Genomic DNA, 20,574 nt, shown 5'->3' with positions numbered 1-20,574 from the left:
CATTCGCACCCGGAAAAGCGCCGTGCGCGCGCCATCACACACGCGACGCAAAAAACCGGCCCCCCGTGTCATGACGGACAAACACCAGACAAAAAAATGCCCGGCAAGCCGGGCATGTTTTTTTCGCCTACTTACAAGTTGTAGCCGCGTTCGTTGTGTTGTGCCAGGTCGAGGCCGACAGCCTCTTCTTCGTCGGTAACCCGCAGGCCCATGACCATGTCCAGCACCTTGAGGATGATGAAGGTCACGATGGCGGTGTAGATCACAGTGAAGCCGACGCCTTTGCACTGAATCCAGACTTGGGCCGCCACGTCAGTCACGGTGCCGAAGCCACCCAGGGCCGGTGCTGCAAACACACCGGTCAGGATTGCGCCGAGGATACCGCCGATACCGTGGACACCGAAGGCGTCCAGGGAGTCGTCATAGCCCAGTTTGCGTTTCAGGGTCGTGGCGCAGAAGAAGCACACCACACCCGCCGCCAGGCCGATGATCAGCGCGCCCATCGGGCCCACGGTACCGGCAGCCGGCGTAATGGCCACAAGGCCCGCTACCACACCCGAGGCGATGCCCAGGGCACTTGGCTTGCCGTGGGTGAGCCACTCGGCGAACATCCAGCCCAGGGCGGCAGCGGCGGTAGCGACCTGGGTCACCAGCATCGCCATACCGGCAGTGCCGTTGGCCGCGGCAGCGGAACCGGCGTTGAAGCCGAACCAGCCGACCCACAGCATGGCTGCACCCACCAGGGTGTAACCCAGGTTGTGAGGCGCCATTGGCGTGGTCGGGAAGCCTTTACGCTTGCCGAGGACCAGGCACGCTACCAGGCCAGCCACACCGGCGTTGATATGCACCACGGTACCGCCGGCGAAGTCCAGCACGCCCCAGTCACCCAGCAACGAACCCGGACCGCCCCACACCATGTGGGCAATCGGCGCGTAGACCAGGGTGAACCAGACGCCCATGAAGATCAGCATCGCGGAGAATTTCATACGCTCGGCGAAAGCACCGACAATCAGCGCCGGGGTGATGATGGCGAAGGTCATCTGGTAGGTGACGAACACCGCCTCAGGGAACAGCGCCGCAGGGCCGGTAATGCTGGCCGGGGTCACACCCGACAGGAACAGCTTGGACAAGCCGCCCACGAAGGAGTTGAAGTTGACCACACCCGCTTCCATGCCGGTGGTATCGAACGCCATGCTGTAGCCGTAGACGAACCACAGGATGGTGATCAAGCCGGTGATGGCGAAGCACTGCATCATCACCGACAGAATGTTTTTGGAGCGAACCATACCGCCGTAGAACAGCGCCAGGCCGGGAATGGTCATAAACAGCACCAGCGCGGTGGATGTAAGCATCCACGCGGTGTCGCCGGAATTGAGGACTGGAGCAGCCACTTCGTCTGCCGCCATGGCCAGGCTTGGCATTACGATGGACAACAGGGCTCCGAGCCCTGCGAATTTACGCAGAGTCATATTGTTTTCTCCTGGGGCGTTGGGTTTGGCGGCTTAGATTGCGTCGGTATCGGTTTCGCCGGTACGGATGCGAATAGCCTGTTCCAGATTGACCACAAAGATCTTGCCGTCACCGATCTTGCCGGTGTTGGCGGCCTTGGTTATCGCCTCGATAACCCGATCAAGATCCTTGTCGTCAATGGCGACATCAATCTTCACCTTCGGCAGGAAATCAACCACGTATTCCGCGCCGCGATACAGCTCGGTGTGACCCTTCTGCCGCCCGAAGCCTTTGACCTCAGTAACGGTAATGCCCTGCACGCCGATTTCGGACAACGACTCGCGTACATCGTCCAACTTGAACGGCTTGATGATGGCAGTGACTAGCTTCATGAAAACTCTCTCCCGAATTGGTGGACTTGCCCCAGGAAAACAAACCCGTCTCAAGTCTAAGCGCAGCGCCTGGCTTTGTAACGCGTCGTCGCAAGAGCAGTTGCCATTGCGACGCCAGCGAACCACTGGTGACGAAACCTGTACCCCTGATCCGTCGGCGCACTGCATTCGTCACAGCGACTGCATCAGTGCATGGGTCATGTTCGTCTAAGCAGAAACCTTGCCAGCTCCGTAAAAACCACTGAAATCAGTCCCTTGCCCACTTATGCCCACCTGCGGGGCTTTTTGGCGGGGTGATTGCGCACGAAAACGGTGCGCTACCGCCCGACACCCTGCGCGAAAAGCGTGCGCCCGAGGTCGTGGAAATGACTATAGACGCTGCGTGATACACTGCCCGCCAACAGTTTTCCGGAATATTTCCCATGCTCGCGCCCAAAGACCTCCTCGACGCCCTGAGCGGCCATGCCTCCCGCCTGTTCAGCGGCGAGACCCCGCTGCCCCGCAATGAAATCGAAAGCCAGTTCAAGGCCTTGCTGCAAAGCGGCTTCAGCAAGCTCGACCTGGTCAGCCGGGAAGAGTTCGACAGCCAAATGGTGGTGCTGGCCCGCACCCGAGCACGCCTGGAAAGCCTGGAGGCGAAAGTGGCGGAGCTGGAAGCACGGTTGACCCCGGCAGCCTCTGAATAACCCCCGACCAATGTAGGAGCTGGCTTGCCTGCGATGGAATCACCTCGGTCCCTCTGATACGCCTGACCGCCCCTATCGCACGCAAGCCAGCGCCCCCACCTGTTCTGCGTCACTCTGCGGATACGTTCTGTAAAACCTCCTGCGTCCCGCTCCACCCCACCTCGTCTACCCTTGAAAAACCGCAGGAAGCGGCCCGCCCTTTCAAGGAATGAGCATGTCCCTCGCCATCGTCCACAGTCGCGCCCAGATCGGCGTCGAAGCCCCTGCCGTCAGCGTCGAAGTACACATGGCCAATGGTCTGCCATCGCTCACCTTGGTGGGTTTGCCGGAAACCGCCGTCAAGGAAAGCAAGGACCGCGTGCGCAGTGCCATCCTCAACTCCGCGCTGCAATACCCGTCCCGCCGCATCACCCTCAACCTCGCGCCCGCCGACCTGCCCAAGGACGGCGGGCGTTTTGACCTGGCGATAGCCCTCGGGATTCTCGCGGCGAGCGTGCAGGTGCCGACGCAGATGCTCGACGACGTGGAATGCCTGGGGGAATTGGCGCTATCGGGCGAGGTACGCGCAGTGAAAGGTGTGTTGCCGGCAGCGCTCGCGGCGCGCAAGGCCGGGCGCAGCGTGATCGTGCCCCGGGCGAATGCCGAAGAGGCCTGCCTGGCATCGGGGTTGAAGGTGATTGCGGTGGACCACCTGCTACAGGTGGTGGCGCACCTGAATGGGCATGTGCCGATCGAGCCCTTCAAGTCCGACGGTCTGCTGTACTTGAACAAACCTTACCCGGACCTCAGCGAAGTCCAGGGCCAACTCGCCGCCAAACGCGCACTGCTGATCGCTGCGGCAGGCGCGCATAACCTGTTGTTCAGCGGCCCGCCCGGCACCGGCAAGACCTTGCTCGCCAGCCGCCTGCCGGGTTTGCTGCCGCCGCTGAGTGAGCACGAAGCGCTGGAAGTGGCAGCGATTCAATCAGTGGTCAGCCTGGCGCCCCTGAGTCATTGGCCCCATCGGCCGTTTCGCCAGCCGCACCATTCGGCCTCCGGCCCGGCGCTGGTGGGTGGAGGGTCAAAGCCGCAACCGGGGGAAATCACCTTGGCCCACCATGGCGTGCTGTTCCTGGATGAGCTGCCGGAGTTTGATCGCAAGGTGCTCGAGGTTTTGCGCGAGCCACTGGAGTCGGGGCATATCGTGATCTCCCGCGCCCGCGACCGCGTGAGTTTCCCGGCGCGCTTTCAACTGGTCGCCGCAATGAACCCCTGCCCTTGCGGTTACATGGGCGACCCCAGCGCGCGCTGTCGCTGTACGCCGGAGCAGGTCCAGCGCTATCGCAACAAACTCTCCGGGCCGTTGCTGGACCGGATCGACCTGCACCTGACCGTCGCTCGCGAAATCACCGCGCTGAACCCGGCCCCGCAGCCCGGCGACAACACGTCCACCGCCTCGGCACTGGTAGCCCAGGCCCGGGACCGCCAGCAACAGCGCCAGGGCTGCGCCAATGCGTTCCTCGACCTACCGGGGTTGCGCCAGCATTGCGCGCTGTCGAGGCCGGATGAAGCCTGGCTGGAAAGCGCCTGCGAGCGCCTGACCCTGTCCCTTCGCGCGGCCCACCGCCTGCTCAAGGTCGCCCGCACGCTGGCGGATCTGGAACACACAGACAGCATCCGCCGCAGCCACATCGCCGAAGCCCTGCAATACCGCCCCTCAGCCTCCAGTCAGGTCGACAGCGCCAACGTTTAGAAGGGAAAAGTCAGCGATAAACCGGGTGTCGGCGGCACAGCGCAATCACCTGTTCACGCACCTGCAGCGCAACGCTATCGCTTTCCCCACGTTGCAGGGCGTCCAGGACATCGCACAGCCAAGCGGCCAGTTGCTCGCACTCGAACACGCCGAAACCGCGGGTGGTGACGGCCGGCGTGCCGATGCGCAGCCCCGAGGTGACAAAGGGGGAGCGCGGATCGTTGGGCACCGAATTCTTGTTGGCGGTGATGCCGGCGTTGCTCAAGGCCGCATCGGCGTCTTTGCCGGTGTAAGGCCGGTCGGACAGGTCGATCAACATCATGTGGTTATCGGTGCCACCCGAGACAATCGTGTAACCGCGCCGCTGCAACACGGCCGCCATGGCCCGGGCATTGACCACGACCTGGGCCTGGTAGGTTTTGAACTCGGGCCTCAAGGCTTCCTTGAAGGCCACCGCCTTGGCGGCAATCTGATGCATCAACGGCCCACCCTGAACACCTGGGAACACCGCCGAATCGAGTTTTTTGTAAAACGCTGCGTCCTGGCCCTTGGACAAAATCAACCCGCCTCGCGGGCCACGCAAGGTCTTGTGCGTGGTGCTGGTGACCACATGGGCGTGCGGCAACGGGTCCGGGTACTCGCCAGCGGCGACCAAGCCGGCGACGTGAGCCATGTCGACCCAGAAAATCGCACCGACCTTGTCGGCAATCGCCCGCATGCGCGCCCAGTCTTTGTACCGCGAGTAGGCCGAAAACCCGCCGATCAGCATCTTCGGCCGCGTTTCCACAGCGATGCGCTCCATCTCGTCGTAGTCGAGCAAGCCCGTCTGCGGGTCGAGCCCGTAAGGCACGATGTGGTAATGCCGGCCCGAGAAGTTGGAGGGATTGCCGTGGGTCAGGTGCCCACCCTGGGCCAGGTTCATGCCCATCACCGTATCGCCGGGGTTGATCAAGGCCAGGAACACCGCGGCGTTTGCCTGGGCGCCCGCATGGGGCTGCACGTTGGCGTAATCGCAGTCGAACAGGGCCTTGACCCGTTCGATGGCCAGGCGCTCGGCCACATCGACGTATTCGCAGCCGCTGTAGTAGCGCTTGCCGGGGTAGCCCTCGGCGTATTTGTTGGTCAGTACCGTGCTCTGGAGGCTCATGACCAGCGGGCTGGCGTAGTTTTCGGAAGCGATCAGCTCGACATGGTCTTCCTGACGGCGCTCCTCGTTATGAATCGCCTCACACAGCTGCGGGTCGAAGCTTTCAAGTGTCAATGTTGAGTCGTACATGATGAACAGGTCCTTGCTGAAAAAGTCAGGTCGTTGACGGTTGATCGGCGCTCGGCCAGTAGTAGTCATCCGGCATGGCGCGGGCGCCGAAGATGGCCTGGCCGACGCGGACAACGGTCGCGCCTTCCTCGATGGCGATCTCGAAATCCCCGGACATGCCCATCGACAATTCCTCCAGGCTGACGCCCGCCGGGGCGTGATCGCGCAGGCGCTCGCGCAGTTCGCGCAGCCGCACAAAGCACGGGCGCACGCGGGCCACATCGGCCGAAAACAGCGCCAGCGTCATCAGCCCGCGAACGCGCAAGGCCGGGAACGCTGGCAGGGCCTGCAGAAAACCCGCGACGGCGTGCGGCTCCAGGCCGTATTTGCTGGCTTCCCCGGAGGTATTCACCTGCACGAACACATCCAGTTGGCGCCCTTCGATCTGCAGGCGACGATCCAGCGCCTCGGCCACTCGCAGGCTGTCCAGCGCCTGGAACTCACTGGCAAAGCGCGCGACCTGCTTGGCTTTGTTGGTTTGCAGGTGGCCAATCACCGACCACTGCAGATCGGCCAGATCGCTCATGGCCTGCCATTTGCGCTGGGCTTCCTGCACCTTGTTCTCACCCAGCAGCCGACAGCCCGCCGCATACGCCAGGCGCAGGTGCGCCTCGTCAAAGGTTTTGCTGACCGGCAACAAGCGCACGCTCGCCGGGTCGCGTCCGACCCGCCCACAGGCACTGGCGATACGTTGCTGTACGGCCGCCAGATTGCGCCGGAAGTCCTCCACGCTGGTGGCCTGCGGGTAACGCCCGTGACGCGCATGCAGGGTGGCGCTGGCTGGCGGTTCGGCGCGCATCATTGGGCCGCTCCCTTGGCCGCCGCCACCGCCTCGGAAGCCGGCGCACGGCGACGTGGCAAGCGGCCGTTGAGCAACGCATACGCCGCCAACCCGATCAACAACCCCCAAAACGCGCCGCCGATCCCGAGCAGGTTGATGTTGGCGGCGCACGCCAGAAAGGTGATCAGCGCGGCTTCACGCGACCTGACGTCCGCCATCGCGCTGGCCAGGCTGGCGCCGATGGTGCCCAGCAGGGCCAAGCCGGCCAGCGTGGTGATGAATGCCGGCGGGAACGCCATGAATACGGCGGCCAGCGTTACCCCGAACACCCCGACGAGGATGTAGAACACCCCAGCGGCAACCCCGGCGACCCAGCGCTTGGACGCGTCCTCCGAGGCTTCCTTGCCCGTGCAGATGGCCGCCGTGATGGCCGCGACGTTGAACGCGTGCGAGCCGAACGGCGCCATCAACAGCGACCCCAACCCGGTCACCGTCAGGATCGGGTTGGCGCTGGTCTTGAAACCATCGTTGCGCAACACCAGCATGCCCGGCATGTACTGGCCCGTGAGGGTGATCAGAAACAGCGGCAGCGCCACACTGAGCAACGCATTGAGCGAAAACTCGGGCCGGGTGAATACCGGCGCCGCCAGTTGCAGGGACAGGCCCGACAAGTCCACCCGCCCCTGCACCAGCAGGAATCCCAAGCCCAGCAGCAGAATGCCGACGACCGCGTAGCGCGCAGTAAAGCGCTTGAGCCCGACGTAAGCGGCGATCAACACGCCGACCAGCACCGGGTCGAGGCTCATGCCACCAAACGCGCCGATGCCGAACTGCAGCAGAATCCCCGCCAGCATGGCCGCCGCGATGCCCGGCGGAATCAGCCGGATGACTTTTTCGAAACAGCCGGACAGCCCCAGCAGCACAAACGCCACGGCTGAAACCATGTACGCGCCGACCGCCTCGGCGTAAGGCGTGGCAGACAGCGCGACCACCAGAAACGCCGCAGCGGGGGTCGACCAGGCGGTGATGATCGGCTCACGGCTCACCCAACTGAGAAACAGCCCGGTCACCCCCACGCCGATCGATACCGACCAGACCCACGAAGCCGTCAGCTCGGGGCTGAGCCCGGCCACCTTGGCCGCCTGGAACACCAGAATGAACGTACCGCCATAATTGACGATGACTGAAATCAGCCCGGCCACGATGGGGTGCAACAGGTCGCGCGGGCGCAGCGGCGACGGCGATATTGACGAAGACATAGGGACTTTGCTCCTTGCCAGACGAGGGGTTGAGCCTCGCGTGATGGGTCATTGGCCGGCGTGAAGGCAGTGGCACAGGTGAAAGTCTACGGATAGACTGGCCTGCTATTACCGGCCAATTCTTCAGGACGAGGCAGACCGCATGGCGAAATCCTTCGAGCTGGAAACCCTGCAGATGCGCCTCAACGACGCGCAATTCCAGCGGTTGGGCCTGCACCAGCGCATTCAACGCGCGCTGCGCGCCTTGATCCTCGACGGCGCACTCTCGCCGGGCCTGAAGCTGCCGGCGACGCGGGTGTTGGCCACGTCGTTGGGGGTCGCGCGCGACACGGTGGAGAACGCCTACGTGCAGTTGCACCGCGATGGTTTTATCGTGCGGCGCGAGGGCTCCGGCAGTTACGTGTGCGAGGCCATCGGCACCGAATTGCGCGGTGCCTCGCGCCGCCGCATCAAGGCACAGGCCGTCAAAACCAGCCAGGCCGCACCGGGCGCCGGCTTGAGCCTGCGCGGGCGGATGATCCTCGACAGCGGCGGCGTGAACGATCAACAGGTGATCAAGGCATTCGCCACGGGCCTGCCCGAAACCCGCTCGTTCCCGACCGATGTGTGGGAGCGCCTGCAGCGCCAGGTGATGAAGGACTATCGCAGCAGCGTGCTGTTGCACGGTGACCCGCAAGGAGCCGAGTCGTTACGCAAAGCCATCGCGACGTACTTGAACCTTGAGCGTGGGGCGAAGTGCTCGCCCGACCAGGTCCTGGTGCTGAGCAGTACGCGCCAGGCGCTGTTTCTGTGTGCGCAACTGCTGGTGGACGTCGGCAAACCGATCCTGCTGGAAAACCCGGGCTACTACGGCGCCAGGAAGGCCTTCGAAACCGCCGAGGCCAAGGTCGTGCCCATCGATGTCGATGCGGCGGGCATCCGCACCGACCTGCTGCACGCCGACCGCAGCGGCGCCCATTGCGTGTATGTCACGCCGTCTCATCAATACCCGACCGGCGCCACGCTGACCCTGGAGCGGCGTCTGGAGTTGATCAACTGGGCCGCGGAAAAAGGCAAATGGGTCATCGAAGATGACTACGACAGCGAGTTCCACTACGAAGGCAAACCCACGGCCTGCGTGCAGGGCCTGGACAAGTACCAGCGCACGCTGTACCTCGGCACCTTCAGCAAGACCCTGTTCCCCGGCCTGCGCATGGGCTACATGGTGCTGCCCCCTGAACTGGTCAAGGCCTTCACCTATGCGCGCAGCATGATGGACGGCCACACTCCGCAAATCCTGCAACTGACGCTGGCGCGCTTCATGGAGGACGGGCATTACAACGCCCATGTCCGGGCGATGCGCAAACTCTACGCCGGGCGCCAAGCCATCATGCTCGACGCCATCGGCAAGTACCTCGGCGATGTGGTCACCGCATGCCGGCCCCAGGGCGGGCTGCAAATCCCTTGCGTGCTGCATGAGGGGCGGTCGGAAGAAAAAACCATCCGCCAGGCCGCCAGCGCGGGTGTGCAACTGTCCGGCCTCAGCCGGTTGTATGCCGGTGCGGCCACGCAACAGGGATGGTTATTGGGCTACTCGTCCTTGACCGCCCATGAAATCGAAACCGCCATGCAGCGCCTGGCTAACGCGCTCAAGACGCGCTAGCCGCTCCAGGCGCGCCTTCAACGAAACCGATCGACCTCTTGGCGCAAGCCTGCCGCCAGCGTCTCCAGCTCCTTGGCGGTAATCGCCAGGTTCGACACCACTTCGCGTTGCTCGCTGTTGGCCAGCGCAATGCTCTGCAGGTTGCTGCTCAGCAACGTCGCCGTGCTGCTCTGCTCCTGGGTGGCGGTGGTGATCGCGGCAAATTGCTGCCCGGCCGAGCGGCTCTGCTCATCGATGCGTGCCAGGGCCGACGCCACGTCGGCGTTGCGTGACAGGCCTTCCTGCATCAGCGCATTGCCCTGTTCCATGGTGCTGATGGCGTTACCGGTTTCCTGCTGGATGCTTTGGATCATCCCGGAAATCTCATCGGTGGCCTGGCGGGTGCGCGAGGCCAGGTTGCGTACTTCGTCGGCGACCACCGCAAACCCACGGCCCTGCTCGCCGGCGCGGGCGGCTTCGATGGCGGCATTGAGCGCCAGCAGGTTGGTCTGTTCGGCGATCGAAGTGATCACGCCAACGATCCCGCCGATTTCCTGGGAACGCTGGCCCAAGGTGTTGATCACCGTAGCCGTGCTGTTCAGGGCGGTGGCGATGTGTTCCAGGGACGACGACGCCTCCTGCATCGAGTTGCGGCCGATGCGGGTCTGCTGGGCGTTTTCCTGGGCCAGGCGTTCGGTGTTGCCCATGTTGTCGGCGATGTTCAGTGAAGTGGCGCTGAATTCCTCCACCGCGCCGGCCATGCTGGTGATTTCGCCGGACTGCTGCTCCATGCCTTCATAGGCACCGCCGGACAAACCGGACAACGCCTGCGCCCGGCCGTTGACCTCTTCGGCGGCCCTGCGGATGTGCGACACCATGGTCGACAGCGCTTCCCCCATCTGGTTGAAGCTGCGCGCCAGTTGGCCGATCTCGTCATGGCTGGACACGTTCAGGCGTGCGCTCAAGTCACCGCCGCCCAAGGCTTCGGCCTGGCGTACCAAGTCGCTCAACGGCGCCAGTTTGCTGCGCAACAACCACACTGTTGCGCCCACCGCCAGCAGCATCGCCAGCATGCTGCCGATCACCAGGCGAATGCCCACCGACCACGTGACCGCGCGGATCTCGGCTTTCGGCATGCTCGCCACCACCGACCAGGGGCCGCCGGCAAACGGCACCGAGACGCTGTAGAAATCTTCCTGCTTGTCGCTCCAGAAGCGGCCCTTGCCGGGCGCCTTGGCCAGGTCCAGCATCACCGGCACAGCCTGGTCCGGCGCCTGCACCCCGGCCGGTGGTACCAGCCAGTGTTTCTGTTCATCCAGCAGCGCCAGCGAACCGGTCTGGCCGATGCGGAAGCGCTTGAGGTTGTCGAACTGGGCATTCTGCTCATCGGTGTAGTCGAAGCCGATGAACAGCACCGCGATGACTTTGCCGCTGGCGTCGCGCACCGGGCTGTACTGGGTCATGTAGGAGCGATCGAACAGCACGGCGCGGCCGATGTACGTCTGCCCACCGACCACCCGCGAGTAGGCCGGCCCCTGGCGATCCAGCACTGTGCCGATGGCACGGCTGCCGTCCTGCTTGGTCAAGGACGTGCTGATGCGGATAAAGTCGTCGCCGCTGCGCACGAACACCGTGGCCACGCCGCCGGATATCTGCTTGAACTCGTCGACGTCACCGAAGTTGTTGTTCAGCAGCGCCTTGCCCAGGTACAGGCTCGGGGTCTGCACGCCGGCCACGGCGACCGGCTGATCCGCCTGCACGCTCAAGCCGGCGCCGAAGCGTTTTTCAAACAGCCCGCTCAAGCGCTGGGTGCTCTCGCGCAAGGTGCCGTGGAAGGTACTGAGTTGATCGGCAAGCAGCCGCGCCTCGCTGGCCAGATGTTCTTCCCGGGTATCGAGGTTGGCGGAGTCGAGGGAACGCAAGGCAAAAACCGTACTGCCGCTGATGACGACAGCCAGAATCACGGCTAACGCGAGGCCTAGCTGGGAGGCGATCCGAGCACGAGGTTGAGACATGACAGCTCCTGGCCGAGGCCTGGATCATCCTGATCTCATAGCGTTGCTCGGCAAATTATCTAGTGAGATTCGTTGGTGCACGATAGTTCCAACACCCCTACTTCGGCGGCGCCGGGCAATACTTGAGCGAAGTGCAGGGGTATCACGCAAACGATTGCTCTCTCACGCTGAAGCGATTCAATCGAGACGCTCGACGACAGGCAACACCATGGCCTGCACTTCGCCCTGCAGAAACTCCGCCAGCCGGCGCAGACGCTCGCCGCCCGGGCGGGTTTTCGGCCACACCAGGTAATAATTTTCCCCACTGGCGACGGCGGTCGGCCACGGCAGGCTCAAGCGCCCCTGGGCCACGTCTTCGGCGACCATCAGCAGATCGCCCATGGACACGCCGTAACCCCGGGCGGCGGCGATCATGCCCAGCTCCAGGGTATCGAACACCTGCCCGCCCTTGAGCGACACCTGGGCGGACAGCCCCATACGCTCCAACCAGTTACGCCAGTCGCGGCGGTCGGGGGTGGGGTGCAGCAACTCGGCGCTGGCCAGGCGATTGACGTCCCATGGGCCGTCGCTCAACAAATTGGGCGCGCCGACTGGAATCAACAGTTCCGGGAACAGGTAACTGGCTTCCCAATCCGCCGGAAAGTGCCCGTCGCTCAACAACACCGCGCAGTCAAAAGGCTCCTGGTTGAAGTCGACTTCATCCACGCTCATCCACGCGCTGGTGAGCTGCACTTCGTTGCCCGGCTGCAAATGCCGGAAACGGCTGAGCCGCGCCAACAGCCAGCGCATGGTCAGGGTCGAGGGTGCCTTCATCCGCAAGATGTCATCTTCGGCGTTCAAGGTATGACAGGCCCGTTCCAGCGCGGCAAAGCCCTCGCGCACCCCGGGCAGCAACAAGCGTGCGGCCTCGGTGAGCTGCAGATTGCGCCCGCTGCGCAGGAACAGGCGGCAGGCGAAATGCTCTTCGAGGGTGCGGATATGCCGGCTCACCGCACTTTGGGTGATGGACAGCTCCTGCGCCGCACGGGTGAACGAGTTGTGTCGGGAAGCGGCCTCAAAAGCCCGTAGCGCATAAAGCGGAGGAAGACGACGAGACATAAGGAAAGCTCCGACAGCACGATGCTGAAACCCTACCAGAATCAATCAGGCATGAGTTTTAATCATGCGACCAATCGCTTTTATCCCTTTGTGCAATGAGCTGAGAGCGCCGAGAATCGACGTTCTCCCCCTCCTCCGAAAATTTGAGCGTGATGATCATGCAACATCCGGCACGTACCGAACTCTGGGCCATTCTGCGGCTGTCAGGGCCGTTGATTGCCTCACAGTTGGCGCACATGCTGATGGTGCTGACCGACACCCTGATGATGGCCCGCCTGAGCCCCGAGGCCCTGGCCGGCGGTGGCCTGGGCGCGGCGAGCTACTCGTTCGTGGCGATTTTCTGCATCGGCGTGATTGCTGCCGTGGGCACCCTGGTCGCCATCCGCCACGGCGCGGGCGATATCGACGGCGCCACCCGCCTGACCCAGGCCGGGCTGTGGCTCGCCTGGCTGATGGCCTTGGCGGCGGCGCTGCTGCTGTGGAACCTCAAGCCGGTGCTGCTGATGTTCGGCCAGACCGAGACCAACGTGGACGCGGCGGGGCAATTCCTTACGATCCTGCCGTTCGCCCTGCCCGGCTACCTGAGTTTCATGGCCCTGCGCGGCTTCACCAGCGCGATCGGCAAAGCCACACCGGTGATGGTGATCAGTCTCGGCGGCACAGTGGTCAACTACCTGCTCAACCACGCGTTGATCGAGGGCATGTTCGGCCTGCCGAAACTCGGCTTGATGGGCATCGGCCTGGTCACGGCCATCGTCGCCAATGGCATGGCGCTGGCACTGATGGCGTACATCCGCAGCAACCGCGCGTACTCAGCCTACCCGCTGAGCGCAGGCCTGTTGCGTCTGAACACCCACTACTTGCGCGAGCTGTGGCGGCTGGGCCTGCCGATTGGCGGCACCTACGCGGTGGAAGTCGGGTTGTTTGCCTTCGCCGCGCTGTGCATGGGCACCATGGGCAGTACGCAATTGGCGGCGCATCAGATCGCGCTGCAAATCGTCTCGGTGGCGTTCATGGTGCCGGCGGGAATGTCCTACGCGGTGACCATGCGTATCGGCCAGCACTATGGCGCCGGGCAACTGCTGCAGGCGCGCATGGCGGGGCGTGTCGGCATCGGCTTTGGCGCGGCGGTGATGTTGGGATTTGCCGCGGTGCTGTGGCTGTATTCCGATCCGCTGGTCGGGCTGTTCCTCGACCATAACGACCCAGCATTCCACGAGGTGATCGTGCTCGCCGTCAGCCTGCTGGCCGTGGCGGCCTGGTTCGAGCTGTTCGACGGCGTGCAGACCATCGCCATGGGCTGCATCCGTGGGCTCAAGGACGCCAAGACCACCTTCCTGGTGGGCCTGGGTTGCTATTGGCTGATCGGTGCGCCAGCGGCCTGGTGGATGGCCTTCACCCTGGGCTGGGGGCCGACCGGCGTGTGGTGGGGCCTGGCGCTGGGCCTGGCCTGTGCGGCGATCAGCCTGACCTGTGCGTTCGAGGCGAAGATGAAGCGCATGATTCGGCAGGAGCCAGACGCTCAACGCTCATTCCATGCCGCGCAGACCGACTAGAAGTCTTGCGCGGTTGAAATGTGGGGGCGGGTTGGCAAGAAAAGGATGAGCTAGCCCAACAAAGCCTGCTGGTCCTTGCCGAACGTCAGGTAGTCCACCAACTCCGGCAATGGCAGCGGTTTGCTGATCAGGTAACCCTGGGCCTGGTCGCAACCGAACAAACGTAACAGCGCCAGTTGTTCCGCGGTTTCCACGCCTTCGGCCACCACTTCCAGGTTGAGGTTGTGAGCCAGGTTGATCATGGCGTGAACCAGCTTGCGGTTTTCTTCACGCTCTTCCATGCCGCCGACGAAACTCTTGTCGATCTTCAACAAGGCAATCGGCAGGCTGTTGAGGTGGACGAACGATGAGAAGCCGGTGCCGAAGTCGTCGAGGGAAAAGCGCACACCGAGGCGACCGAGGGCGTCCATGGTCTGCTTGACCAGGTCACTGCGGCGCATCACCGCGGTTTCGGTCAGCTCGAATTCCAGCCATTGTGCATCCACCCCGCGCTCGACAATCAGCCGGCTGAGGGTCGAGAGCAGTTGGCTGTCCTGGAACTGGCGAAACGACAGGTTGACCGCCATATGCAGCGGCGGCAGGCCGCGTTCGCGCAGGTCCTGCATGTCGCGCAGGGCCCGGGAGATCACCCAGTAACCCAGCGGTACGATCAACCCACTCTGTTCGGCCAGCGGCACGAATTCGCTGGGCGGCAACAGGCCGCGCTCGCCATGGCGCCAGCGCACCAGGGCTTCGAGGCCGACGATATGGCCGTCGTCCAGGTCGAGGCGCGGCTGGTAGTGCAGTTCCAGTTCGTCGCGACGCAGCGCGCGGCGCAATTCGCTTTCCAGGTCGGCCAGGCTGCGGGCGTTGCGGTTGATACGTTCGTTGAAGATATGAAAGGTGCAGCCCTGGGTGCTTTTGGCTTGCTGCATGGCGATATGGGCATGCCACATCAACGGGTCGGCGCCGGCACGCGCGCGGGCATGCGCGACGCCCAGGCTGCAACCGATCAGCAGGCTCTCGCCATCCACCCAATACGGTTCGGCCATGGCTTCGGTGATGCGCTCGGCCATCCATTCGGCACGCTGGGGCGCGCGGCGGGTGTCGATCAGCAAGGCAAACTCATCGCTGCCCAGGCGCGCCAGTTGGTCGCCGGCTTCGAGCTGGCTCTTGAGCCGCGAAACCACTTGCAGGATCAGCCGGTCGCCGGCCTGGTGGCCGAGGGCATCGTTGGCGTGGCGGAAGTTGTCGAGGTCCAGGTGGCCCAGGGCCAGGCCGCGCCCTTCGTTGTCTGCCAGGCGTGCGGCCAACAGGGTCTGGAAGCCCTGGCGGTTGGCGATACCGGTCAGCGGGTCTTGTTCGGCCAGGCGCTGCAAGGTGTTTTCCAGCACGCCACGTTCGCGCACATGGCGCAGGCAGCGGCGCAGGGTGTCGGCGTCCATGGCAAGACGGATCAGCCAGTCACTGACTCCCAGGGGCGCCACCAACGGCTCCTGTTCCAGCAACAACACGCACGGCAAGCTGCAACGGCCAGGGCCGGGTTGCAGGTTGGGCGTGGTCAACAGCACGGCGCTGTGGTCGTCATCGAACAGACGACTCACCGAGTCCCAGTTGGGCGCGCTGATCAGCACAGCCCCGTCGCCCATCGGCACCAGGCACTCGCGCAACAATGCTGCCCACTCAGGCGTATCGGCCAGTAGCAGCAAACGCAAGGGTTCGACAGGCGTGGACAAGCTAGCTCCCTAGACTCTGCAAGATTTCGTTGGCGGCAAGTATTATGACGTCAGGTCGAGCATTCACAAATGATAAAAGTTATCAAATACGAGCAGTACGCACAAAAGTCGCAAATACCCCCACATCCTGCGGCAAAGTAGCAAAAGCGGCAAATTTAGATCGAGTGGTACGTCACACCGTCGATCCAAGGCAGCAGAATCTCACCAGCCTGTTAAAATGCCCGCCCTTTTGAACAACGACTCCCTGAACTCTGTATGTCCCGACTCAATCCCCGGCAGCAAGAAGCCGTGAACTACGTCGGCGGCCCTCTATTGGTGCTCGCCGGTGCTGGCTCCGGCAAGACCAGCGTGATCACCCGCAAGATCGCGCACCTGATCCAGAACTGCGGCATCCGCGCCCAGTACATCGTCGCCATGACCTTTACCAACAAGGCGGCGCGGGAAATGAAAGAGCGGGTCGGCACCCTGCTCAAGGGTGGCGAAGGCCGCGGCCTCACTGTGTGTACGTTCCACAACCTGGGGCTGAACATCATCCGCAAGGAGCATGTGCGGCTGGGCTACAAGCCGGGTTTCTCGATCTTCGACGAGACCGACGTCAAAGCCCTGATGACCGACATCATGCAGAAGGAATACGCGGGCGACGACGGCGTCGACGAGATCAAGAACATGATCGGCGCCTGGAAAAACGACCTGGTCCTGCCGCCCGAAGCCCTGGAAAACGCGCGCAACCCCAAGGAACAGACCGCCGCCATCGTCTACACCCACTACCAGCGCACGCTCAAGGCGTTCAACGCGGTGGACTTCGACGACCTGATCCTGCTGCCGGTGAAGCTGTTCCAGGAACACGCCGACATCCTCGAGAAGTGGCAGAACAAGGTACGTTACCTGCTGGTGGACGAATACCAGGACACCAACGCCAGCCAATACCTGCTGGTGAAGTTGCTGATCGGCAAGCGCAACCAGTTCACCGTGGTGGGCGACGATGACCAGTCGATCTACGCCTGGCGCGGCGCCCGCCCGGAAAACCTGATGCTGCTCAAGGACGACTATCCGTCCCTGAAAGTGGTGATGCTGGAACAGAACTACCGCTCCACCAGCCGCATCCTGCGCTGCGCCAACGTGCTGATCTCGAACAACCCCCACGAGTTTGAAAAACAACTGTGGAGCGAGATGGGCCATGGCGACGAGATCCGCGTGATCCGCTGCCGCAACGAAGACGCCGAAGCCGAGCGCGTGGCCGTGGAAATCCTCAGCCTGCACTTGCGCACCGACCGGCCCTACAGCGACTTCGCGATCCTCTATCGCGGCAACTACCAGGCCAAGCTGATCGAGCTGAAACTGCAGCACCATCAGGTGCCGTATCGTCTGTCCGGCGGCAACAGCTTTTTCGGACGCCAGGAAGTCAAAGACCTGATGGCCTACTTCCGCCTGATCGTCAACCCGGACGACGACAACGCCTTCCTGCGCGTGATCAACGTACCGCGTCGGGAAATCGGTTCGACCACCCTGGAAAAACTCGGCAACTACGCCACCGAACGCAAGATCTCGATGTACGCCGCCACCGACGAAATCGGCCTGGGCGAACACCTGGACACGCGCTTCACCGATCGCCTGTCGCGCTTCAAGCGCTTCATGGACAAAGTGCGCGAGCAATGCGCCGGTGAAGACCCGATCAGCGCCCTGCGCAGCATGGTCATGGACATCGACTATGAAAACTGGCTGCGCACCAACAGCTCCAGCGACAAGGCCGCGGACTACCGCATGGGTAACGTCTGGTTCCTGATCGAAGCGTTGAAGAACACCCTGGAAAAAGACGAAGACGGCGAAATGACCGTCGAAGACGCCATCGGCAAGCTGGTGCTGCGCGACATGCTCGAGCGCCAGCAAGAAGAGGAAGACGGCGCCGAAGGTGTACAGATGATGACCTTGCATGCGTCCAAGGGCCTGGAATTTCCCTACGTGTTCATCATGGGCATGGAAGAGGAAATCCTCCCGCACCGCTCCAGCATCGAAGCCGACACCATCGAAGAAGAACGGCGCCTGGCCTACGTGGGCATTACCCGCGCACGCCAGACATTGGCCTTCACCTTTGCCGCCAAGCGCAAGCAATACGGCGAAATCATCGATTGCGCCCCCAGCCGATTCCTCGACGAACTGCCGCCGGACGACCTGGCCTGGGAAGGCAACGATGACACCCCGACCGAGGTCAAGGCCGTTCGCGGCAACACCGCCCTGGCGGATATTCGCGCGATGTTAAAGCGCTAGAATCGACTATTTTTTAATCTACTTTCGGCGCACCGTGCGCCATTAGAGGAAGCGTTCCGTGGAAGCACTGCACAAGAAAATTCGCGAAGAAGGCGTCGTGCTTTCCGATCAGGTACTCAAAGTCGACGCCTTTCTGAACCATCAGATCGACCCGGCACTGATGAAACTGATCGGCGACGAATTCGCCGCGCTGTTCAAGGATTCGGGGATCACCAAGATCGTCACCATCGAAGCCTCGGGGATCGCCCCGGCAATCATGACCGGCCTGAACCTCGGCGTGCCGGTGATCTTCGCCCGTAAGCAACAGTCCCTGACCCTGACCGAAAACCTGCTGTCGGCAACGGTGTATTCCTTCACCAAGAAAGTCGAAAGCACCGTAGCGATCTCGCCGCGCCACCTGACCAGCAGCGACCGCGTGCTGATCATCGATGACTTCCTGGCCAACGGGAAGGCGTCCCAGGCGCTGATCTCGATCATCAAGCAGGCCGGCGCCACCGTTGCCGGCCTGGGGATCGTGATCGAGAAGTCGTTCCAGGGCGGGCGTGCCGAGCTGGATGCGCAGGGTTATCGGGTTGAATCGCTGGCGCGCGTGAAGTCGCTGAGCGGTGGTGTCGTCACCTTCATCGAGTAATCGCTGACGGAACCCGGTTAAACATGTGGGAGGGGCGGTGCGACGATTCGACTTGCCCCCGATAGCAGTGGCTCAGCCAACACATTTGTGTGACTGATACACCGCTATCGGGGGCAAGCCCCCTCCTACATTTAGTGCGCGGTGGCCTGGAGGCCGGCGAGCAACAGCCGCTGATACACGTCCTCTTTGAGCCCTTCCGGCTGGTCCAACCCCATCCGCTTCAGATGCTCGGGAAACGCCTCCGGCTCCGGTGCATCCAGCGCCGCCTTGCCCAGGTCGAAAATCTCGCTCAGCTTGAATTTGCTCTTGAGCCAGTTCAACCCCCGCAACAGGTCCCGTTCGACATCCGTGAAGTCGGTGCCCAGCGGATACTCCGGAAACAACCGGCGATGCCGGGCCTGAAGGCTCTGGAGCCGCTGCGGAGTGTTGTCGGTAAAGCGCGGGTCCAGCTGGAAATCCCGGGGTAGCTTGCCGGCCTCTTGCGCCTGCTCGATCAAGTCGCCCTGGAACCTGGAGTCGGTGATGTTGAGCAACGCCTCAATTACCTTGGCATCGGTCTGACCGCGCAAGTCGGCAATTCCGTATTCGGTGATGACAATGTCCCGCAGGTGCCGTGGGATCGTGCAATGGCCGTACTCCCACACGATATTGGAACTGACCTCCCCCGCCGCCTCGCGCCAGCTGCGCAACATCAGGATCGCGCGCGCGCCTTCCAGCGCGTGGGCCTGGGCAACAAAATTGTACTGCCCGCCCACGCCACTGAGCACGTGGCCACCTTCCAGTTGGTCGGCAACCCCGGCGCCGAGCAAGGTCACCACGATCGCGCTGTTGATGAACCGCGCATCCAGACGCTGCAAACGCTTGAGTTCTTCCTGCCCGTACAGCTCGTTGATGTAGCTGATGCGCGTCATGTTGAACGCCTGACGCTTGGCGAGGGTCATGTCCTGCAAGCGTTGGTAAAAACTACGCGGGCCAACGAAAAAACCGCCATGGATCGAAATGCCGTCGGGCTGGGCCGCATCATCGAGCAGGCCGGCATTTGCCTGTTCCTGCGTCGCCACATCCGGGTAGACCTTGCGCCGCACAATCCCCGCATCCGCCAGCACCAGCAGGCCGTTGACGAACATTTCGCTGCAACCATAAAGGCCTTTGGCAAACGGCTCGACGCCCCCTTCACGGCTGATCAGCGCCGCCCAGCGGTACACATCGAGGTCGGTCAGCAGCAGCCGATAGGCTTCGTTATCGGCCTGGCGCGCAAGCAAGGCGGCGGTCAGCGCATCGCCCATCGAACCGATACCGATCTGCAAGGTGCCGCCATCGCGCACCAGGGTGCTGGCATGCAGGCCGATAAAATGGTCCTGGAAACCCACCGGCATATTCGGTGTGGAGAACAGCGTGCTGCTGTCCTTTTCATCGAGCAGGTAGTCGAACGCATCCATGCCCAACTCCGAATCCCCGGGCATGTAGGGCAAATCGGTGTGGACCTGGCCGACCATCAGCACGGTTTCCCCAGCGGCGCGACGCTTGGCGATCATCGGCAGCAGGTCGAGGGTGACATCGGGGTTGCAGCTCAGGCTCAGCCGGTCGGGGTGCTCGGCGCTGCTGGCCACCAACTGCGCCACCAGGTTCAGGCCGGCGGCGTAGATATCGCGCGCGGCATGGCTGTAGTTGCTGCTGACGTAGTCCTGTTGCGCGGATTGGCTATGAAGCAGGCTGCCGGGCTGCATGAAAAATTGCTGGACGTGGATATTCGCCGGCAGGCTGTCCTTGTGCAGATCGGCGAGATAATCCAGCTCGGGATAATCGCCAAACACCCGCTCGGTAAACGGTTCCAGGAAGCGCTTCTGCAAGCCATCGCCCAACGCCGGGCGACCCAGGCTCAAGGCGGTGTAAATCGTCAGCGCCCGCTCCGGCAGCTTGGCGATACGTCGGTACAGCGCGTTGACGAACAGATTGGGCTTGCCCAGGCCCAGGGGCAGGCCCATGTGGATATGCGCTGGCAAGCGCGCGAGTACGTCGTCAACGGCTTGCTCGATTGAACATAACTGCACCATCCGAC

Annotated in this window: 15 protein-coding genes; 6 read left to right on the top strand and 9 right to left on the bottom strand. The window is 63.0% G+C overall.

Features of this window, described 5'->3' with window-relative positions:
• Positions 1-131 precede the first annotated feature (131 nt).
• Both C8K66_RS10740 and glnK read right to left on the bottom strand, forming a co-directional pair.
• Positions 132-1,469: an ammonium transporter gene (locus C8K66_RS10740; RefSeq protein ID WP_057004005.1), complete on the bottom strand. Its 1,338-nt coding sequence runs from the start codon at positions 1,467-1,469 to the stop codon at positions 132-134.
• A 33-nt stretch (positions 1,470-1,502) separates the two neighbouring features.
• Positions 1,503-1,841, bottom strand: a complete 339-nt coding sequence (glnK, locus tag C8K66_RS10735) for a P-II family nitrogen regulator (RefSeq protein ID WP_002555808.1) — start codon at positions 1,839-1,841, stop codon at positions 1,503-1,505.
• Positions 1,842-2,263: 422 nt separating this feature from the next.
• Between glnK and C8K66_RS10730 the strand changes: the two genes are divergently transcribed.
• Together C8K66_RS10730 and C8K66_RS10725 are read left to right on the top strand one after the other, a co-directional pair.
• Entirely contained in the window at positions 2,264-2,527 is a 264-nt protein-coding gene (locus C8K66_RS10730) for an accessory factor UbiK family protein (RefSeq protein ID WP_017845178.1), read from the top strand.
• Between the two features lie 214 nt (positions 2,528-2,741).
• Positions 2,742-4,259 carry a YifB family Mg chelatase-like AAA ATPase gene (locus C8K66_RS10725; RefSeq protein WP_079444919.1) on the top strand — a complete coding sequence of 506 codons (1,518 nt, stop codon included), beginning with the start codon at positions 2,742-2,744 and terminating at the stop codon, positions 4,257-4,259.
• Positions 4,260-4,269: 10 nt separating this feature from the next.
• Here the strand turns inward: C8K66_RS10725 and glyA are convergent, their stop codons facing one another.
• From glyA to C8K66_RS10710, 3 genes are read right to left on the bottom strand one after another with little or no spacing between them, the layout of a single operon-like run.
• The gene (glyA, locus tag C8K66_RS10720; RefSeq protein ID WP_108524816.1) at positions 4,270-5,535 is read right to left on the bottom strand and encodes a serine hydroxymethyltransferase; all 1,266 of its coding nucleotides are present in this window, start codon (positions 5,533-5,535) and stop codon (positions 4,270-4,272) included.
• Between the two features lie 25 nt (positions 5,536-5,560).
• Positions 5,561-6,376: a YggS family pyridoxal phosphate-dependent enzyme gene (locus C8K66_RS10715; RefSeq protein ID WP_046381660.1), complete on the bottom strand. Its 816-nt coding sequence runs from the start codon at positions 6,374-6,376 to the stop codon at positions 5,561-5,563.
• Positions 6,373-7,614, bottom strand: coding sequence for a benzoate/H(+) symporter BenE family transporter (locus C8K66_RS10710; RefSeq protein ID WP_057004012.1), 1,242 nt, complete (start codon positions 7,612-7,614; stop codon positions 6,373-6,375). The genes C8K66_RS10715 and C8K66_RS10710 overlap by 4 nt, the downstream gene beginning before the upstream one ends.
• A gap of 142 nt (positions 7,615-7,756) precedes the next feature.
• Between C8K66_RS10710 and C8K66_RS10705 the strand changes: the two genes are divergently transcribed.
• Entirely contained in the window at positions 7,757-9,256 is a 1,500-nt protein-coding gene (locus tag C8K66_RS10705) for a PLP-dependent aminotransferase family protein (protein WP_108524814.1), read from the top strand.
• 17 nt (positions 9,257-9,273) lie between these two features.
• Here the strand turns inward: C8K66_RS10705 and C8K66_RS10700 are convergent, their stop codons facing one another.
• Positions 9,274-11,250: a methyl-accepting chemotaxis protein gene (locus tag C8K66_RS10700; RefSeq protein WP_046381657.1), complete on the bottom strand. Its 1,977-nt coding sequence runs from the start codon at positions 11,248-11,250 to the stop codon at positions 9,274-9,276.
• A 177-nt stretch (positions 11,251-11,427) separates the two neighbouring features.
• Entirely contained in the window at positions 11,428-12,348 is a 921-nt protein-coding gene (locus C8K66_RS10695) for a LysR substrate-binding domain-containing protein (RefSeq protein WP_026139908.1), read from the bottom strand.
• Between the two features lie 152 nt (positions 12,349-12,500).
• On the opposite strand from C8K66_RS10695, the gene C8K66_RS10690 reads away from it, so the two are divergent.
• Positions 12,501-13,904, top strand: a complete 1,404-nt coding sequence (locus C8K66_RS10690) for a NorM family multidrug efflux MATE transporter (protein WP_017846029.1) — start codon at positions 12,501-12,503, stop codon at positions 13,902-13,904.
• 50 nt (positions 13,905-13,954) lie between these two features.
• Here C8K66_RS10690 and C8K66_RS10685 read toward each other — a convergent pair whose 3' ends face one another.
• Entirely contained in the window at positions 13,955-15,619 is a 1,665-nt protein-coding gene (locus tag C8K66_RS10685; protein ID WP_017846030.1) for a bifunctional diguanylate cyclase/phosphodiesterase, read from the bottom strand.
• A 255-nt stretch (positions 15,620-15,874) separates the two neighbouring features.
• Between C8K66_RS10685 and rep the strand changes: the two genes are divergently transcribed.
• Both rep and C8K66_RS10675 read left to right on the top strand, forming a co-directional pair.
• Complete coding sequence (gene rep, locus C8K66_RS10680; protein ID WP_046381655.1) at positions 15,875-17,884, top strand: DNA helicase Rep; 2,010 nt, start codon at positions 15,875-15,877, stop codon at positions 17,882-17,884.
• Between the two features lie 58 nt (positions 17,885-17,942).
• The gene (locus C8K66_RS10675; protein ID WP_017846032.1) at positions 17,943-18,515 is read left to right on the top strand and encodes a xanthine phosphoribosyltransferase; all 573 of its coding nucleotides are present in this window, start codon (positions 17,943-17,945) and stop codon (positions 18,513-18,515) included.
• A gap of 131 nt (positions 18,516-18,646) precedes the next feature.
• On the opposite strand, the gene C8K66_RS10670 is transcribed toward C8K66_RS10675, so the two are convergent.
• Positions 18,647-20,569 (bottom strand): acetyl-CoA hydrolase/transferase C-terminal domain-containing protein, encoded by a 1,923-nt coding sequence (locus tag C8K66_RS10670; RefSeq protein WP_017846033.1) that lies wholly within the window; start codon positions 20,567-20,569, stop codon positions 18,647-18,649.
• Positions 20,570-20,574 lie beyond the last annotated feature (5 nt).

It is taken from the genome of Pseudomonas sp. GV105, assembly GCF_003058185.1.
GTDB classification, from domain to species: domain Bacteria; phylum Pseudomonadota; class Gammaproteobacteria; order Pseudomonadales; family Pseudomonadaceae; genus Aquipseudomonas; species Aquipseudomonas veronii.
Note: the sequence above shows the minus strand (reverse complement) of the source record. Positions and strands in the feature narration are given on the sequence as shown.

Coding starts and splice junctions, on each gene's coding strand:
- C8K66_RS10740 (WP_057004005.1), bottom strand. CDS start 1,469: ATGACTCTGCGTAAATTCGCAGGGCTCGGAGCCCTGTTGTCCATCGTA.
- glnK (WP_002555808.1), bottom strand. CDS start 1,841: ATGAAGCTAGTCACTGCCATCATCAAGCCGTTCAAGTTGGACGATGTA.
- C8K66_RS10730 (WP_017845178.1), top strand. CDS start 2,264: ATGCTCGCGCCCAAAGACCTCCTCGACGCCCTGAGCGGCCATGCCTCC.
- C8K66_RS10725 (WP_079444919.1), top strand. CDS start 2,742: ATGTCCCTCGCCATCGTCCACAGTCGCGCCCAGATCGGCGTCGAAGCC.
- glyA (WP_108524816.1), bottom strand. CDS start 5,535: ATGTACGACTCAACATTGACACTTGAAAGCTTCGACCCGCAGCTGTGT.
- C8K66_RS10715 (WP_046381660.1), bottom strand. CDS start 6,376: ATGATGCGCGCCGAACCGCCAGCCAGCGCCACCCTGCATGCGCGTCAC.
- C8K66_RS10710 (WP_057004012.1), bottom strand. CDS start 7,614: ATGTCTTCGTCAATATCGCCGTCGCCGCTGCGCCCGCGCGACCTGTTG.
- C8K66_RS10705 (WP_108524814.1), top strand. CDS start 7,757: ATGGCGAAATCCTTCGAGCTGGAAACCCTGCAGATGCGCCTCAACGAC.
- C8K66_RS10700 (WP_046381657.1), bottom strand. CDS start 11,250: ATGTCTCAACCTCGTGCTCGGATCGCCTCCCAGCTAGGCCTCGCGTTA.
- C8K66_RS10695 (WP_026139908.1), bottom strand. CDS start 12,348: ATGTCTCGTCGTCTTCCTCCGCTTTATGCGCTACGGGCTTTTGAGGCC.
- C8K66_RS10690 (WP_017846029.1), top strand. CDS start 12,501: ATGATCATGCAACATCCGGCACGTACCGAACTCTGGGCCATTCTGCGG.
- rep (WP_046381655.1), top strand. CDS start 15,875: ATGTCCCGACTCAATCCCCGGCAGCAAGAAGCCGTGAACTACGTCGGC.
- C8K66_RS10670 (WP_017846033.1), bottom strand. CDS start 20,569: ATGGTGCAGTTATGTTCAATCGAGCAAGCCGTTGACGACGTACTCGCG.